This window comes from Methylicorpusculum oleiharenae, from assembly GCF_009828925.2.
Taxonomy (GTDB): Bacteria; Pseudomonadota; Gammaproteobacteria; order Methylococcales; family Methylomonadaceae; genus Methylicorpusculum; species Methylicorpusculum oleiharenae.
In genome coordinates, this window is sequence record NZ_WUTY02000001.1 from 2,234,002 (window position 1) to 2,248,508 (window position 14,507).

Here is a 14,507-nt window from a genome sequence, read left to right on the forward strand (position 1 = left end):
TAATTATGACGGTTATACACAACCCTATTTCTCCTGATCTTATCGAAAAATCGTCTGGTTTCCAGAAGGTTCAGTGTGTTTTGCGAAGATTTCGGCAGCAGGAAGGTGCCGTCAAGCCCCCATGGGCGGGGTCACGGCGATCCTCGACAGGCACATCATGGACTTTTAACAAAGTTGAACGATTTTTCAGTACGAAAGGTGTAAGGCATCAATTCACCTACAGTAATAGTTTCAAAAAAGGACAGCTTAATGACTGAAATTAATGAAGTGCCCAGTCCTTTTTGCGGTGCAGGAACTGACGATCTGACCATTCAGGTTGACGGCGCATCGCTGAAAGTGATCAAGAACGGTTGCGCGGTCAATACGCCTGCCTTCGAGCAACCGCTTACCGATACGCAGCCTAGAGTGAATGGAAAAATCACTGATCTTGCAACTGCAGTCGACAAGGCAGCCGCCATTCTTAATGCTGCCAAACAGCCTTTGCTGGGCGGCTGTGCAACCGATGTGAATGGTATGAGGGCTTTGCTGGCTTTGGCGGATAAAACCGGAGCGGTTGTGGATCACATGAGTTTTAACAATGCTCGCCGCAATATTCTGACCTTGCAGGATTCAGGCTGGATGACTACAACCTTGGCCGAAGTTAAAAATCGCTGCGATGTTTTGCTGATTATTGGAACCGATCTGGAAAGTTTTGCACCACGGTTTTTTGAGCGCTATCTCTGGACTGATGCGGCCATGTTTTTAGAGAATCCGGCTCAGCGCAAAATTATTTATTTAGGACAAGCGCCTTCCGGAAATGCCTCTACTTCACCGGCAGGTAAGAATGCGCAGGTTTTTGAATGCGCTCAAGACCAATTGCCTGAAGCCGTTTCAGTGTTGCGGGCATTAATCAAAGGCCGGCCCATTCTTGCTGAGTCGGCCGGTGGAATTCCGGTTGCTGATCTTGAGCTCATTGCTACGCAGTTAAAAGCTGCGGTTTATGGGGTTGTTACTTGGAGTGCAACCGACTTACGTTTCGATCATGCAGAGCTAACGGTCCAGACGGTTTGTGAAATAGTCAAGGATATCAATGATATAGGGTCGCGTTGTTCTGGGCTCCCTTTGGTTGCTAAAGAAGGCGAACAGACGGCCAATCAGGTTTGCGGATGGACGACCGGTTATCCTGCCAGAGTTTCGTTCGCCAAAGGGTTTCCTGAATATGACCCCTTCCTGTTTGACTCACAGATCATGATGAACGCCGGTGAAGTTGATGCACAGTTATGGGTACAGGCATTCAATGTCAATGCCAAGCCTCTTTCTGTCGCTGTTCCTACCGTTGTGTTAGGCCGATCCGGAATGACATTTGACCAAGAGCCGGATGTTTTTATTCCGGTGGGTACGCCTGGTATTGATCATGCCGGTCAAGCCTTCAGGATGGATAATGTGGTTGCGATCCGCTTAAAAAAATTGCGTGATGCGGGACTGCCCAGCTCGGCAGAGGTTTTAACTGCGATCGAGCGGGCGGTATAGAGAGGCCATGTTCATGTTGTTTAACGAAATGACCGCTTTCTCTGCGCTTATTCACGCCAGTCATTTGGAAAGATTATGCTGATAAAATTAACAGGTGGAACCGTCTATGATCCAGCCAGCGGTATAGACGGAAAAAAACAGGATATCTATATCCATGACGGGCGCATCGTTGCCAAACCCATCGATGATATGCCCGTTGATAAGGAATATGATTTAAGCGGCAAGGTGGTGATGTCCGGCGCAATTGATATGCACACCCATATCGGCGGCGGCAAAGGCAATATCGCCAGAACGTTGCTGCCCGAGGATCACCGTCAGGATCCGGTGCCAAGATCAATCATCACCCGTTCCGGAACAGGGCACGCCATGCCCAGCACTTACGTAACGGGTTATCGTTACGCTGAAATGGGCTATACCGCAGCATTTGAACCGGCGGTATTGCCGATCAATGCCCGTCAGGCGCATATGGAAATGGCGGATATTCCGATTCTGGATAAAGGCGGCTACGCCATGCTGGGCAGTGATGATTTTCTGCTGCGGATGCTGACAGCTAAAAAAGATCAGAAGGCAGTTAATGATTATGTGGCCTGGATCATCAATGCTTCAAAATGCATCGGGATCAAAGTGGTCAACGCGGGCGGTATCAGCGCATTTAAGTTCAATCAGCGCAAACTGGATCTGGATGAAAAAAATGCTTATTACGATGTGACGCCCCGGCAGATTCTTCAAACGCTGGCTACAGCCGTAAAAGAATTGGGTATCACCCATCCGTTGCATGTGCATGGCTGTAACTTGGGGGTGCCGGGTAATGTCGATACTACCTTGGACACGATTCAAGGCATCGGTGGTTTGCCCATGCATTTGACGCATATCCAGTTTCACAGCTACGGTACCGAAGGCGATTTCAAGTTTTCATCCGGTGCGGCGCAGATCGCCGAAGCGGTTAACAAACATAAAAACATAACGATTGACGTGGGCCAGATCCTTTTCGGTCAAACCGTGACGGCATCGGGCGACAATATGCGTCAGCACGCCAATCATAAACATGCCCATCCTAACAAATGGGTTTGTATGGATATTGAATGCGATGCCGGTTGCGGCGTTGTGCCTTTCAAGTACAAGGACCAGAATTTTGTCAACGCCTTGCAATGGGCTATTGGCCTGGAGACTTTTTTACTGGTTGACGATCCCTGGCGTATTTTCCTGACGACGGATCATCCCAACGGCGCGCCGTTTACCAGTTATCCGCATTTGATCCGCTTATTGATGGATAGAAGTTTTAGAAACGACATGCTGGCAACGATTCATCCGGAAGCTCAAAAAATGACGACACTGGGCTCAATTAACAGAGAGTATTCGCTTAATGAAATCGCCATCATGACCCGGGCGGGTGCTGCAAAAATTATCGGTTTAAAAGATCGCGGCGGTTTGGGGCCGGGTAATTGGGCGGATATCACGGTTTATACTGAAAACTCGGACAGGCAAAAGATGTTTGAAAAACCGGATTATGTGTTTAAAGATGGCGAACTGGTCGTTGTCGATGGCCAGGTTGTCCATACCAAGTGGGGAACGACACATATCGTCAAGCCTGATTGGGATGCGTCGGTTGAGAATGAACTAAAAGGTTATTTTGACCGGTATCTGACGATGAAATTGGGTAATTTCAAGATCAGTGATGATGAGATCACTGAGGACGGTCGCGGGAGTTTGACTGTGCATCCGACTCAAGGAGTGTCCTTATGATCATTAATGGCGTCACCATTGACCAAACATTTGCTGAAGCCTTTCCGATGAAAGCCACGCGAGCTATCATTACCGCCCAAAATGAAAAGTGGGCCATGATTTCCGCGCAGGCCATGACCGGCTTTGCCACGTCTGTGATTGCTTGTGGGTGTGAGGCAGGCATAGAGCGGGTGTTAGATGCTTCGGAAACGCCCGATGGCCGCCCCGGCGTTTCCGTGATGATTTTTGCCATGGGTGGAAAAGGGCTGGCAAAACAATTGGAAACAAGAGCGGGTCAATGTGTATTGACTTCTCCGACGTCCGCCTTGTTTGCCGGTATCGACGGAGGAACGCGCATCGCGTTGGGTAAAAATCTGCGTTATTTCGGCGATGGCTTTCAGGTAAGCAAGCTGATCAGCGGCAAACGCTATTGGCGAATTCCCGTCATGGATGGGGAATTTTTGACCGAGGCGACCACCGGCCAGGTCGATGCGGTCGGTGGCGGTAACTTTCTGGTTTTGGCAGAGTCTCAACCGCAAGCTTTGGCGGCTTGTGAAGCGGCAATCGAGGAAATGCGTAAAATTCCGAACGTCATCATGCCGTTTCCTGGCGGCGTGGTGCGTTCCGGTTCAAAAGTAGGTTCCAAATACAAGTCGTTGGGCGCGTCCACCAATGATGCGTTTTGCCCCACGTTAAAGGGTATGACCAAAACCGATTTATCCCCTGAGATAGAATCGGTCATGGAAATTGTGATCGATGGTTTGACTAAAGAGGACATTGACAAGGCCATGCGAGTGGGCATTCAGGCGGTCTGCGACTTGGGTGCGGAAAACGGCATCAAGAGGATCAGCGCCGGAAATTATGGCGGTAAACTCGGTCCTTTCCATTTTCATTTGCAGGAGATCATGGCATGAGTGCGTTAACCTTCTCATTGAAACGCAGAGTGGATCAACGCGTCGACATGTCGCCTCTGGTGTGTCAAAAATTGACGGGACTTGATCCTTCGGATATCGGGGCTCTGGAATTGCACAATGGTAAAGCCAAAGTCAGAGTTGACAGCTTATTCGACATTAGCGGAAGCGATACCCAAAAAATTGTCATTAAAAACAGCTACGAAAAACTGGATTTCATCGGTAAAGAGTTGGAAACAGGCGAAATTTCAGTCATTGGTGACGCCGGAGCCTATTTGGGGTTGGGCATGAAGTCCGGGCTTATCCGGATATCGGGAAATACAGGCTTATTCACGGCTTGCGAAATGAAAAAAGGTTTGATCGAAATCGATGGAAATACCGGTGACTTTCTGGGAGGTGCTTTGCCTGGCAATAAAATGGGCATGAAAGGAGGGACCGTTTTAGTCAAGGGTAATGCCGGCGATAGGGTCGGTGATCATATGCGCCGCGGTAATATTCTGATTGAAGGCAATGCCGGTGATTATTGCGGTTCAAGAATGACCGCCGGAACGATAGCCGTGATGGGGCAAACCGGAAAGCATGTCGGATATGCGATGCGCCGGGGGACTTTATTGCTTTGGAATGGCCCGCAAGTACCGGCCAATTTTAATGATTGCGGCGCCCATACCCTGGCATTTCTGCCCCTATTGTTTAAATCGTTTAAAACCTTGAATTCTGCATTTTCGGAACCTGCGGCGATGTTTAACCGGGTCAGGCGCTATGCCGGTGATATGTCGGAAATGGGCCGCGGCGAAATTTTGGTTAAGATTTGATGGCATGAGCGTTATTCAGTTAGGCGGGTTGGATGAAAGCAGTTAAACCTATCAGCAAGGTCAAAAATAGCGAAACTGTAAAAGAGCTGAGTCGTGTGCTGATGATTGATCTGGAAAACTGCCCCGGCCAGATCGATCATCTGCTGGACGATCTGGTCAATTATTCTCATATTGTCATCTGTTATGCGCAATCCGGAGCAAAAGTGCCTTTGAGCTGGATTAATCCGCTCACGGCCAGCGTGAATGACAATAAGTTGAAAATATTTCAGATGCCGAGTGGCGGTAAGAACTCGGCCGATTTTGGCATTGCTTTCTGGGCTGGTGTGTTAATGGTTCAGTTGGCGGAGCATACCCGCTTTGATATTGTGTCCAATGATACCGATCTGGATCATGTCGTCAGTTTGCTCAACAGCCAGAACCGCGATGCCGAACGGATAGGCAGAAAAAAAGAGTCCGTTGAGCCGGTCAGATTTACTGTAGATGAAGCGAATCAGGCCGATTATTTCCTGCAAGCCTATTGCCTGCATCTGATGGATCATCACAAAAGCCGACCTGCAAAAAAAGAAACTTTGTTGAATAACATCAAAAGTAAGTTCAAATCCAACCAGGTAGATCCGGAATTTATTTTGGATATTTTGAAAAAGAACGGCGTCATTGAGCTGGATCTCAACAATAAAGTGCGTTACAGCGAGGCATTGATTGCCAATTTCTCTGAGTCCGATTTGGACGACATACCGTTTTAAAAGATTTTTATCGAGATGACCAAGGAAGTAATGGCTTGAGATTATTTGAACTGGGTTTGCATTAATGGTTGCCGTCATTCCGGCAGGGCTTGCCGGAATCTAGAGCCATGGATGGCAAAGGCTGTAGCACATCCCTGTGTTCTGGATTCCGGTAATCCTTGCCAACCGTTCAAGGCCTGACGCAACATTGCTTTGTTAAATGAGTTTCGTACCGTTTACCCAGGCCGGTAGGTCGGGTACATACTTTTAGTGTCCGACGTTTCAATACTTCAATGTGGCAATGATGAGTGGATTTGCCTCTTCCGATTCATTATTGAACACAGCTAATAAGCTAAAATATGCTCGAGGAATTGCTTTGGCTTATTGACTACGGCAGGCTAAATATAGCGGCGGAATCCGGCAAAAAAAATTAGCGACTTTGGGGGCGTCGCTTCATGTGATTCTTTGACAGCAAACTCATCATTACCGGCTATTAACACATCCCACCGATGATATACAGAAAGGAAAATCGTATGCTGATCAATAAATTATCGCGTAGTAATGCATTTTCTGGTAGATACACGGTTAACTATTTAACTCTTTTTTATCAGTGAAATCAATTATGAACACCACCGCCAAAACCGAATGGAAGCATCCGATGGTGATCGACGATGTCGTTCTATTCAAAGTTGAATCTCTACTTCAAAGCAGGGTCGCCAAGCCTATAATTACTGCTTCATGTGCCGACAGCACGGACCACGAATTCTCAACAGTCAAAGCCCTTTTAAAATTCGAAAACGCGAAGAACTCGAGAATCGAATCAGTTCGATTCTGGGCAAAGAAGGATGGTGATTGGTCTAAGCAGGCATGGGTCTCGTTCACGCCCAACAGTTTCCGAACCTTCGAAGTTGAAGTAAAAGGCACCCAAGCTACTGCGCCCAAGCTACGTGATGACCTTGCTGAAATCTGTGAGGGAGCTGTCGCGTGGTATTCGTTTTTGCATAAAGTTGATGTCTTCATGGTGTTTTGCATGCTTCCCCCAATCCTTTGGCTGGTCGCGAACGTGTGGATCAGGATCGAAAAAGGCACATTGATAATGCCCCAAAATGGAACTGATGATGCGGCAGGCTTAATTGTAGCGTTCACGTTCGTAACGATTGGAGCAATTCTTCATCAGTTTCGAAATCGTCTATTTCCCCGTCTTACCTTGTCTTACCTTTCTCATAGGTCAAGAAACCCGTCGACACAAGACACTTGATAAGGTCCAATGGGGCGTCGTGGTTTCTTTCGCCGTATCATTCGTAGCGAGTATTGTTACATTTTTCCTGACATGACATGAGTCCGGTAGCCCGGTAGGTGGTCGGGCACTTGCTTTTCGTGCCCGACGTTTCAATACTTCAATGTGGCAACGATTTTTGGTTTTGCTGCTTCCGGTTTATTATTGAACAACGTAATGTCGGGCAACGATAAAGCTGTTGCCCGACCTACATCTATGACTTTGCCGCTGGCTAGAATGCACCCTGGGCAACTTAAAGGCGGCACTCCTCATGGTCATCAGGCAGAAATTCGAGCGTTTTGGCGTCCAGTCGTTGCAGCCCGGTAGGTCGGGCACATGCTTTTCGTGCCCGACGTTTCAATACTTCAATGTGGCAACGATTTTTGGTTTTGCTGCTTCCGGTTTATTATTGAACACCGTAATGTCGGGCAACGATAAAGCTGTTGCCCGACCTACACCTTTGACTTCGCCGCTGGCTAGAATGCACCCTGGGCAACTCAAAGGCGGCACTCCTCATGGTCATCAGGCAGAAATTCGAGCGTTTTGGCGTCCAGCCCGGTAGGTCGGGCACATGCTTTTCGTGCCCGACGTTTCAATACTTCAATATGGCAACGATTTGTGCTGTTGCTGCTGCCGTTTTATCATTGAACACCGCGATGATGCGGCAGGCTTAATTGTAGCGTTCACGTTCGTAACGATTGGAGCAATTCTTCATCAGTTTCGAAATCGCCTATTTCCCCGTCTTACCTTTCTCATAGGTCAAGAAACCCGTCGACACAAGACACTTGATAAGGTCCAATGGGGCGTCGTGGTTTCTTTCGCCGTATCATTTGTAGCGAGTATTGTTACATTTTTCCTGACATGACATGAGTCCGGTAGCCCGGTAGGTGGTCGGCACTTGCTTTTCGTGCCCGACGTTTCAATACTTCAATGTGGCAACGATTTTTGGTTTTGCTGCTTCCGGCGGTTTATTATTGAACAACGTAATGTCGGGCAACGATAAAGCTGTTGCCCGTCCTACATCTATGACTTTGCCGCTGGCTAGAATGCACCCTGGGCAACTCAAAGGCGGCACTCCTCATGGTCATCAGGCGGAAATTCGAGCGTTTTGGCGTCCAGCTCGGTAGGTCGGGCACATGCTTTTCGTGCCCGACGTTTCAATACTTCAATATGGCAACGATTTGTGCTTTTGCTGCTGCCGTTTTATCACTGAACATCGCAATGTCGGGCAACGATAAAACTGTTGCCCGACCTACACTTGGACTGTTGATATGCACTATCGCCGCGCCAAAACACCGGGTGCTACCTATTTTTTTACGGTTGTGACTTTCCGGAGACGCAAAATCCTGTGCGAACCGGAAAACCGTGAATTGTTGCGAACGGCGTTCCATAGGACAAAAATGCGCCATCCATTTACTATCGACGCCTTTGTGCTGTTGCCGGAACATCTCCACTGCATTTGGACACTGCCGCCGGGTGACAAGGACTATTCAATGCGCTGGAACGCGATAAAAGGTCATCTTTCCCGTTATTGTCTGGACAAATATAAAACGCCTCCTTCTGCGGCACAAAAACATAAACGGGCACAAACCGTTTGGCAACCGCGCTTCTGGGAACATCAAATCCGCGACGAACAGGATTACGAAAAGCATTGTGATTACATTCATTGGAATCCAGTGAAACACGGCCTTGTTTCCTGTGTCCGCGACTGGCCTTACTCAAGTTTTCATCGATTCGTACGTAATGAAATATATTCGCCAGATTGGACCGGGGCTCCAGAAAACTATGCCACTTTTTATGGTGATGAATAGGGGAAATAATGCTCTTTGTATTAAGCCGAGGTTGGGCACCTACTTGTTGTGCCCGATATTTCGATGCACCCGCGCCGATTGTTACGATAGTTGGCTTGTTTTTAAAACAAGGCCTTTTCATTAGAAATAACCTTCAAACCCCATTAGTTGAGCTTAACCGGTTTAAGCAAGACAGGGATGCACCGTCTGCTGACGCTGCATCCCCGGTCAATCAGATTTTACCGTCCAAGCCCATTTGAAAGTATTTATGGGTGATTTTATCCTGATTTTCCAGCAGCCAGTCAATGTCCGGTGTATTCGTCATGGCTTTGTGAATGGCTAGTGCCATGGCTTTGCGGTGAATGTCGAACAGTATCCGGTGATCCAGATTGTTATCGGTAATTACACTGGGATTAAGCCATACCGAGCAGATGATTCCCAAATCATTGGCTTTTTCTTTTGGAATATCGCCTGCGCGGACAGCGTCCAGAACGCCGTTGGCAATAGCTGCTTGAACAGTGCCCATTAAAATATTGGTGTATCGGCTGTTTTTGACGGTGACTTTGCTGACCATCAGCGTGACCGGTCTGACTTGTATGTCGGTATTCAATATTGCAAATACCCGGGTATGGCCTTGAACCTGATCGCCGGTCAGTGTTGCCAGGGCCGTACCGACAGGACCGTCAAGTTCGCCGATTATCACTTCGGGTTCGGCTGCTGTCCCCGGAGGGCCTCCTGCTACCAGGGCTTCTCCTGTTCGCATGATGATTCTTTCAGTCATTTCGTTTCTCCTCGATAAATTGCAGAACCTGGATAAGGCTTTCGGCTAGAATACCATTTCCTTGTTTTTTGTTTAACCCCGCGCCGATGAGTTCCAGTTTAACGACCACCGATCATAACCGGAATGCTGCCGGCCTGACCTATATTTATCCCGTCTTGTCCAGACGATCAGGGGGTGTGTCTATTGGCATTAATTTTAATATCAATAATGCCTGTAACTGGCGTTGTATTTATTGCCAGGTTCCTGACTTAGCCCTGGGTGCCGCGCCGGATGTGGATTTTGTGCTGCTCGAAAAGGAACTCCGGTTTTTTATCAAGGATGTTTTGTCTGGTGACTTTTTTGACCGTTTTACTATTGATTCGCGATCAAGGCAGGTCAAGGATATAGCGATTTCAGGTAATGGAGAGCCGACGAGCCTGAGGCATTTTGATCAGGCGGTACGCTTGATCGGCAGCATAGCCAAAGAAATGGGAATTTTTCCGGACGCCAAGTTTGTTCTGATTACCAATGGGAGTCTGATGCATCACTCATCGGTACAAAGAGGTTTAAGGGTGCTCAACGAATTGGGTGGGGAGGTCTGGTTTAAACTGGATAGCGCCACTGATGCCGGAAGGAAGTTGATCAATAATGCCGGGCTGTCTATTGATAAAACCGCTGAGAATTTACATATTTCATCGCAATTGTGCGCTACAAAAATTCAAACATGTCTGATGGATTATCGGGGGATGGGATTGAGCGAAGCGGAAAAGAGCGCTTATTTAGAGTTTTTGTCCCGGTATAAACTGGTTGCCGGTTTGAAGGGTGTCATGCTTTATGGCTTGGCAAGGCCTTCTTTGCAGCCGGAAGCGGTTGATTTGAAGCCGCTTCCGGCAGAAGTGATCAATGATTTTGCTCAATCGATCAGGGCTTTGGGATTTGATGTCAGTGTCAATGTTTAAAGCGCCCGTCATGCTTTGATGTCGAGAAGGCTGCCGAGCATCTTTTTTTCATGGGTGATTATTTTTGTAGCTGCTGCGGTCTCCAATTCGGCTTCTTTCAAACTTAAGATGGGTTTAATAAGGTCGGTTGACTGGTAATTCCCGCTACCGACTTCGTTGGCGTTTACCGGCAATGAAGCTATGGTTTGTGTCGCCTCTGATGCTTTGTGTTGAGCGGTATTGATTAAATTGAGGGCCTGGGTGGATGGACTTATATTCATGGTAATCCCCTTCGCGTTGGTTCTTGCTTAATAGTAGATTTAAAAGCGAAAGCCGTAAACAAATCGATTCCACTCTATGAGGATTGTGCTATTCAAGTCCGTTTTCTCATCCAGCTCAGCAATATTCCTGACAGTACGTCAGGCTGGAATTATAAAAATACTTGTTTTTAAAATCAATAATCAAGTAGAATCTCTCGTTCATTCGGTGTGCGAATGTGGCGGAACTGGTAGACGCGCTGGATTTAGGTTCCAGTAGGTAATCCTGTGAGAGTTCGAGTCTCTCCATTCGCACCAACAAATTCTCAGTTAAATCATATAGCGTCTATCGCTGGTAGATTCACGTATCCATTGGCCGTTCTTTCGGCATCTTTGATAAATTCATCAATCCTTATTTTAAAGTTGAGGTAAAGAAATGCAAGTTTCTGTCGAAAAGACATCTGAATTAAGCAGAAAAATGACTGTTAGTGTGCCCGAGGAAGTTGTTCAGGAGAAAATGGAAGATCGGCTCAAAAAACTGGCGCGCGAAGTTAAGCTAGATGGTTTTCGGCCCGGTAAGGTGCCTCAGCATGTCGTCAAAAAAATGTATGGAGACAGAGTCAGGGGTGAAGTGACTGGCGATTTGATTCAATCCACTTACTACGAAGCAATCCAGGAAAATAACCTGAGACCTGCCGGTTATCCCAGTATTGATCCTTTAGACGAAGCTGCGGGTTTCAAATATACCGCCGTGTTTGAAGTGTATCCCGAGATCTCTTTAGAGGGTATCGATCAGCTTGAAATTACAAGAAAACACGCCCAGATAGAAGCGTCAGATCTGGATGCGATGGTTGAAAAAATAAGAAAGCAAAAGAAAGGCTGGACTCAAGTAGAAAGACCGTCACAGGTTGAAGACAAAATTACCATCAGCTTTACGGGTGTTTGCGAAGGTGAAAACTTTACCGATGGTAAAGTAGAAAACTTTCAGGTCGAAATCGGTGCAAATCAGATGATTCCCGGTTTCGAAGATCATTTGAAAGGCCTTTCCGCCGGTGATAGCAAGACGTTTGAAGTCAACTTTCCTGAACAATACGGAAATGCAAAGTTAGCCGGTAAACCGGCAACTTTTGAAATCGAAGTGGCTAAGATCGAAGAGCCTAGCTATCCTGAACTTGATGAAGAGTTTATCAAGTCGTACGGCATAGAAAATGGCGATATGAACGCTTTTCGTGAAGACGTAAAAGCGAATATGGCGCGTGAATTAGCGATGGCCTTAAATGGTCAGTTGAAAAATGCAGTCATGGATGCACTTTTCGATAAAATTAAAGTGACTTTGCCTAGTTCATTAGTTGATGAAGAAATTAATAACTTGCAGAAGCCTTACAGGGAAAATGCAAGAAAGCAAAAATTAAATGCGGAAGACCTTAATTTGCCTAGAGACATGTTCGAGGAACAAGCTCAGCGCAGAGTTGCTTTGGGTTTGATTCTGGCGGAGATTATTCATAAAAACAGCATTAAAGTGTCGCCTGATAAAGTACGTGAAACCATTGAAGACATGGCCAAAAGTTACGAGAGGCCTGCTGACGTAGTCAATTGGTATTACTCGGATGAGCAAAGGTTGAATGAGGTCCGTCAAATGGTTCTTGAAGATCAAACCGTTGAGTGGATAGTCTCTCAGGCCAAGGTAGCCGATGAAAATGTAAGTTTTGATGCTATTATGACTACCCAACAGTCTTAACATTTTATAGAGGCATTGATGAATTATCCGTTCGAAAAGACCAAAGAATTTTCTCCTCAAGCGGCGGGTGGGTTGGTGCCTATCGTCATAGAGCAGACCGCCCGGGGTGAGCGTTCGTTTGATATTTACTCGCGACTGTTAAAAGAACGCGTTATTTTTTTAGTCGGACAGGTTGAGGATTACAGCGCGAATTTGATAGTCGCGCAACTGCTCTTTTTAGAGTCAGAAAATCCCGACAAAGATATTCATCTGTATATAAATTCCCCTGGCGGCTCAGTCACTGCCGGTATGGCCATTTACGATACAATGCAGTTTATCAAGCCTGATGTGAGCACTATGTGCATAGGTCAGGCTGCCAGTATGGGGGCTCTATTACTAACCGGCGGCGCCAAAGGAAAACGGTTTTGTTTGCCGCATTCCAGAATGATGATCCATCAGCCGTTGGGTGGTTATCAGGGACAGGCTTCGGATATCGATATCCATGCTCGTGAAATCTTGTTGATCAGGGAAAAATTAAATAAAGTGCTTGCAGCTCATACCGGCCAACCCTTGGAAAAAATTCAGCAAGATACCGATCGCGATAATTTTTTGAGTGCCAATGATGCGGTTGATTACGGATTGATCGATAAGGTGCTGACTACGAGAATAAATGTTACCGATAAATAAACATTGGTAATATGTGCGTTTCAATATATTCTTTTTACCTATAGGGTTAAATGTCTCAATTTAATATGTGGGCAGCTTGGAGGTCTTCTTTATGAGTAATGACAAAAGCGGCAAGGATGACGATAAACTCCTGTATTGTTCTTTCTGCGGAAAAAGTCAGCATGAAGTAAGAAAGCTCATTGCCGGTCCTTCAGTCTATGTTTGTGATGAATGTGTAGAATTGTGCAACGACATCATTAAAGATGAGTTGCAAGAGGAAGAAGGTTATGGCTTTGGTGCATTGCCAAAACCCAAGGAAATCAAACAGGTTTTAGATGAATATGTCATCGGTCAGGAAAGCGCCAAAAAGATTTTGGCCGTGGCTGTTTATAATCACTATAAAAGATTGCGCAGTAAATCAAAAAAAGATTCTGTGGAGTTGGCGAAAAGCAATATTTTGCTGATTGGTCCTACCGGTTCAGGTAAAACATTGCTGGCTGAAACACTGGCCAGATTGCTGGATGTACCTTTTACGATTGCAGATGCTACGACTCTGACAGAGGCCGGTTATGTAGGTGAAGATGTAGAAAACATCATTCAAAAGATTTTGCAGAAATGCGACTATGATGTCGAAAAGGCGGAATCAGGAATCGTATACATTGATGAAATCGACAAGATTTCCAGGAAGTCAGATAATCCATCAATAACCCGGGATGTTTCGGGAGAAGGTGTGCAACAGGCTTTACTCAAACTTATTGAGGGAACTGTAGCTTCTGTTCCTCCGCAAGGGGGGCGCAAGCATCCTCAGCAAGAGTTTTTGCAAGTCAATACAGCCAATATTTTGTTTATCGTTGGCGGCGCTTTTTCAGGCCTAGATCGTGTCATTAAAGAACGGTCAGAAAAAGGAGGTATAGGTTTCTCTGCCGAGGTTAAAACCAAAGACAACAAGAAAAATGTCGGTGAGATTTTTTCCCAGGTAGAATCCGAAGATCTGATCAAATACGGCCTGATTCCTGAGTTTGTCGGACGCTTGCCCGTTGTGGCTACGCTGGATGAACTTGATGAAGCCGCGCTGGTAAAAATCCTGACAGAACCCAAAAATGCATTGATTAAACAATATCAGCATTTGTTTGAAATGGAGGGTGCCGAGTTGGAATTTAGGGAAGATTCTCTTATGTCTATCGCCCGAAAATCGATGGAAAGAAAAACAGGTGCCAGAGGTTTGCGGACAATTGTTGAAAACGTCTTGCTGGATACCATGTACGAGTTGCCTTCTGCTGAAAATATTACCAAAGTGGTCATAGATGAAAGCGTTATTCTCGGTGAATCGAAACCGATTCTGGTGTATGAGAAAGAACAGAAACGGGCTTCGTCAGATACCTGAAATCAATTTAGACAGACAGTGAAAAACAAAAAGGGGCTTTGCA

Annotated in this window: 14 protein-coding genes and 1 tRNA gene; 13 read left to right on the forward strand and 2 right to left on the reverse strand. The window is 46.4% G+C overall.

Translation table 11 applies throughout. The annotated features are described in order from the left end of the window. Positions 1-249 precede the first annotated feature (249 nt). The 8 genes from GO003_RS10270 (at position 250) to GO003_RS10305 (ending at position 8,763) form a co-directional block, all read left to right on the forward strand. The gene (locus GO003_RS10270; RefSeq protein WP_159657078.1) at positions 250-1,509 is read left to right on the forward strand and encodes a formylmethanofuran dehydrogenase subunit B; all 1,260 of its coding nucleotides are present in this window, start codon (positions 250-252) and stop codon (positions 1,507-1,509) included. 75 nt (positions 1,510-1,584) lie between these two features. Beyond that, positions 1,585-3,252, forward strand: coding sequence for a formylmethanofuran dehydrogenase subunit A (locus tag GO003_RS10275; protein WP_159657080.1), 1,668 nt, complete (start codon positions 1,585-1,587; stop codon positions 3,250-3,252). Further along, positions 3,249-4,145, forward strand: coding sequence for a formylmethanofuran--tetrahydromethanopterin N-formyltransferase (gene fhcD, locus GO003_RS10280; RefSeq protein WP_159657082.1), 897 nt, complete (start codon positions 3,249-3,251; stop codon positions 4,143-4,145). Before GO003_RS10275 ends, fhcD begins: the two co-directional genes overlap by 4 nt. Then, positions 4,142-4,954, forward strand: coding sequence for a formylmethanofuran dehydrogenase subunit C (locus GO003_RS10285; protein ID WP_159657084.1), 813 nt, complete (start codon positions 4,142-4,144; stop codon positions 4,952-4,954). The genes fhcD and GO003_RS10285 overlap by 4 nt, the downstream gene beginning before the upstream one ends. 32 nt (positions 4,955-4,986) lie before the next feature. Next, positions 4,987-5,697, forward strand: a complete 711-nt coding sequence (locus GO003_RS10290; protein ID WP_159657086.1) for a PIN domain-containing protein — start codon at positions 4,987-4,989, stop codon at positions 5,695-5,697. 601 nt (positions 5,698-6,298) lie between these two features. Then, complete coding sequence (locus GO003_RS10295) at positions 6,299-6,934, forward strand: hypothetical protein (protein WP_159657088.1); 636 nt, start codon at positions 6,299-6,301, stop codon at positions 6,932-6,934. A gap of 289 nt (positions 6,935-7,223) precedes the next feature. Continuing rightward, positions 7,224-7,514, forward strand: a complete 291-nt coding sequence (locus GO003_RS10300; protein ID WP_159657090.1) for a hypothetical protein — start codon at positions 7,224-7,226, stop codon at positions 7,512-7,514. Positions 7,515-8,223: 709 nt separating this feature from the next. Then, on the forward strand, positions 8,224-8,763 hold the full coding sequence (locus tag GO003_RS10305; protein WP_159657092.1) for an REP-associated tyrosine transposase: 540 nt from the start codon (positions 8,224-8,226) through the stop codon (positions 8,761-8,763). A gap of 211 nt (positions 8,764-8,974) precedes the next feature. Here the strand turns inward: GO003_RS10305 and fae are convergent, their stop codons facing one another. Next, positions 8,975-9,523, reverse strand: a complete 549-nt coding sequence (gene fae / locus GO003_RS10310) for a formaldehyde-activating enzyme (protein ID WP_159657094.1) — start codon at positions 9,521-9,523, stop codon at positions 8,975-8,977. Between the two features lie 86 nt (positions 9,524-9,609). Here fae and GO003_RS10315 point away from each other — a divergent pair, with 86 nt between their 5' ends. Then, complete coding sequence (locus tag GO003_RS10315) at positions 9,610-10,461, forward strand: radical SAM protein (protein ID WP_159657096.1); 852 nt, start codon at positions 9,610-9,612, stop codon at positions 10,459-10,461. 8 nt (positions 10,462-10,469) lie between these two features. Here GO003_RS10315 and GO003_RS10320 read toward each other — a convergent pair whose 3' ends face one another. Beyond that, on the reverse strand, positions 10,470-10,721 hold the full coding sequence (locus GO003_RS10320) for a hypothetical protein (RefSeq protein ID WP_159657098.1): 252 nt from the start codon (positions 10,719-10,721) through the stop codon (positions 10,470-10,472). 209 nt (positions 10,722-10,930) lie between these two features. On the opposite strand from GO003_RS10320, the gene GO003_RS10325 reads away from it, so the two are divergent. From GO003_RS10325 to clpX, 4 genes are all read left to right on the forward strand, one after another. Continuing rightward, positions 10,931-11,015 (forward strand) — tRNA-Leu (locus tag GO003_RS10325). A 118-nt stretch (positions 11,016-11,133) separates the two neighbouring features. After that, a complete protein-coding gene (gene tig / locus GO003_RS10330) occupies positions 11,134-12,435 on the forward strand; it encodes a trigger factor (protein WP_159657100.1) in 1,302 nt (433 codons plus the stop codon). Positions 12,436-12,453: 18 nt separating this feature from the next. Beyond that, the gene (gene clpP, locus GO003_RS10335) at positions 12,454-13,101 is read left to right on the forward strand and encodes an ATP-dependent Clp endopeptidase proteolytic subunit ClpP (RefSeq protein WP_159657102.1); all 648 of its coding nucleotides are present in this window, start codon (positions 12,454-12,456) and stop codon (positions 13,099-13,101) included. A 91-nt stretch (positions 13,102-13,192) separates the two neighbouring features. Then, positions 13,193-14,464, forward strand: a complete 1,272-nt coding sequence (gene clpX, locus GO003_RS10340; RefSeq protein ID WP_159657104.1) for an ATP-dependent Clp protease ATP-binding subunit ClpX — start codon at positions 13,193-13,195, stop codon at positions 14,462-14,464. Positions 14,465-14,507 lie beyond the last annotated feature (43 nt).

What these genes read in the sequence shown, in the direction of transcription:
- GO003_RS10270 (WP_159657078.1), top strand. Translation starts at nt 250, where the DNA reads ATGACTGAAATTAATGAAGTGCCCAGTCCTTTTTGCGGTGCAGGAACT.
- GO003_RS10275 (WP_159657080.1), top strand. Translation starts at nt 1,585, where the DNA reads ATGCTGATAAAATTAACAGGTGGAACCGTCTATGATCCAGCCAGCGGT.
- fhcD (WP_159657082.1), top strand. Translation starts at nt 3,249, where the DNA reads ATGATCATTAATGGCGTCACCATTGACCAAACATTTGCTGAAGCCTTT.
- GO003_RS10285 (WP_159657084.1), top strand. Translation starts at nt 4,142, where the DNA reads ATGAGTGCGTTAACCTTCTCATTGAAACGCAGAGTGGATCAACGCGTC.
- GO003_RS10290 (WP_159657086.1), top strand. Translation starts at nt 4,987, where the DNA reads ATGAAAGCAGTTAAACCTATCAGCAAGGTCAAAAATAGCGAAACTGTA.
- GO003_RS10295 (WP_159657088.1), top strand. Translation starts at nt 6,299, where the DNA reads ATGAACACCACCGCCAAAACCGAATGGAAGCATCCGATGGTGATCGAC.
- GO003_RS10300 (WP_159657090.1), top strand. Translation starts at nt 7,224, where the DNA reads ATGGTCATCAGGCAGAAATTCGAGCGTTTTGGCGTCCAGTCGTTGCAG.
- GO003_RS10305 (WP_159657092.1), top strand. Translation starts at nt 8,224, where the DNA reads ATGCACTATCGCCGCGCCAAAACACCGGGTGCTACCTATTTTTTTACG.
- fae (WP_159657094.1), bottom strand. Translation starts at nt 9,523, where the DNA reads ATGACTGAAAGAATCATCATGCGAACAGGAGAAGCCCTGGTAGCAGGA.
- GO003_RS10315 (WP_159657096.1), top strand. Translation starts at nt 9,610, where the DNA reads ATGAGTTCCAGTTTAACGACCACCGATCATAACCGGAATGCTGCCGGC.
- GO003_RS10320 (WP_159657098.1), bottom strand. Translation starts at nt 10,721, where the DNA reads ATGAATATAAGTCCATCCACCCAGGCCCTCAATTTAATCAATACCGCT.
- tig (WP_159657100.1), top strand. Translation starts at nt 11,134, where the DNA reads ATGCAAGTTTCTGTCGAAAAGACATCTGAATTAAGCAGAAAAATGACT.
- clpP (WP_159657102.1), top strand. Translation starts at nt 12,454, where the DNA reads ATGAATTATCCGTTCGAAAAGACCAAAGAATTTTCTCCTCAAGCGGCG.
- clpX (WP_159657104.1), top strand. Translation starts at nt 13,193, where the DNA reads ATGAGTAATGACAAAAGCGGCAAGGATGACGATAAACTCCTGTATTGT.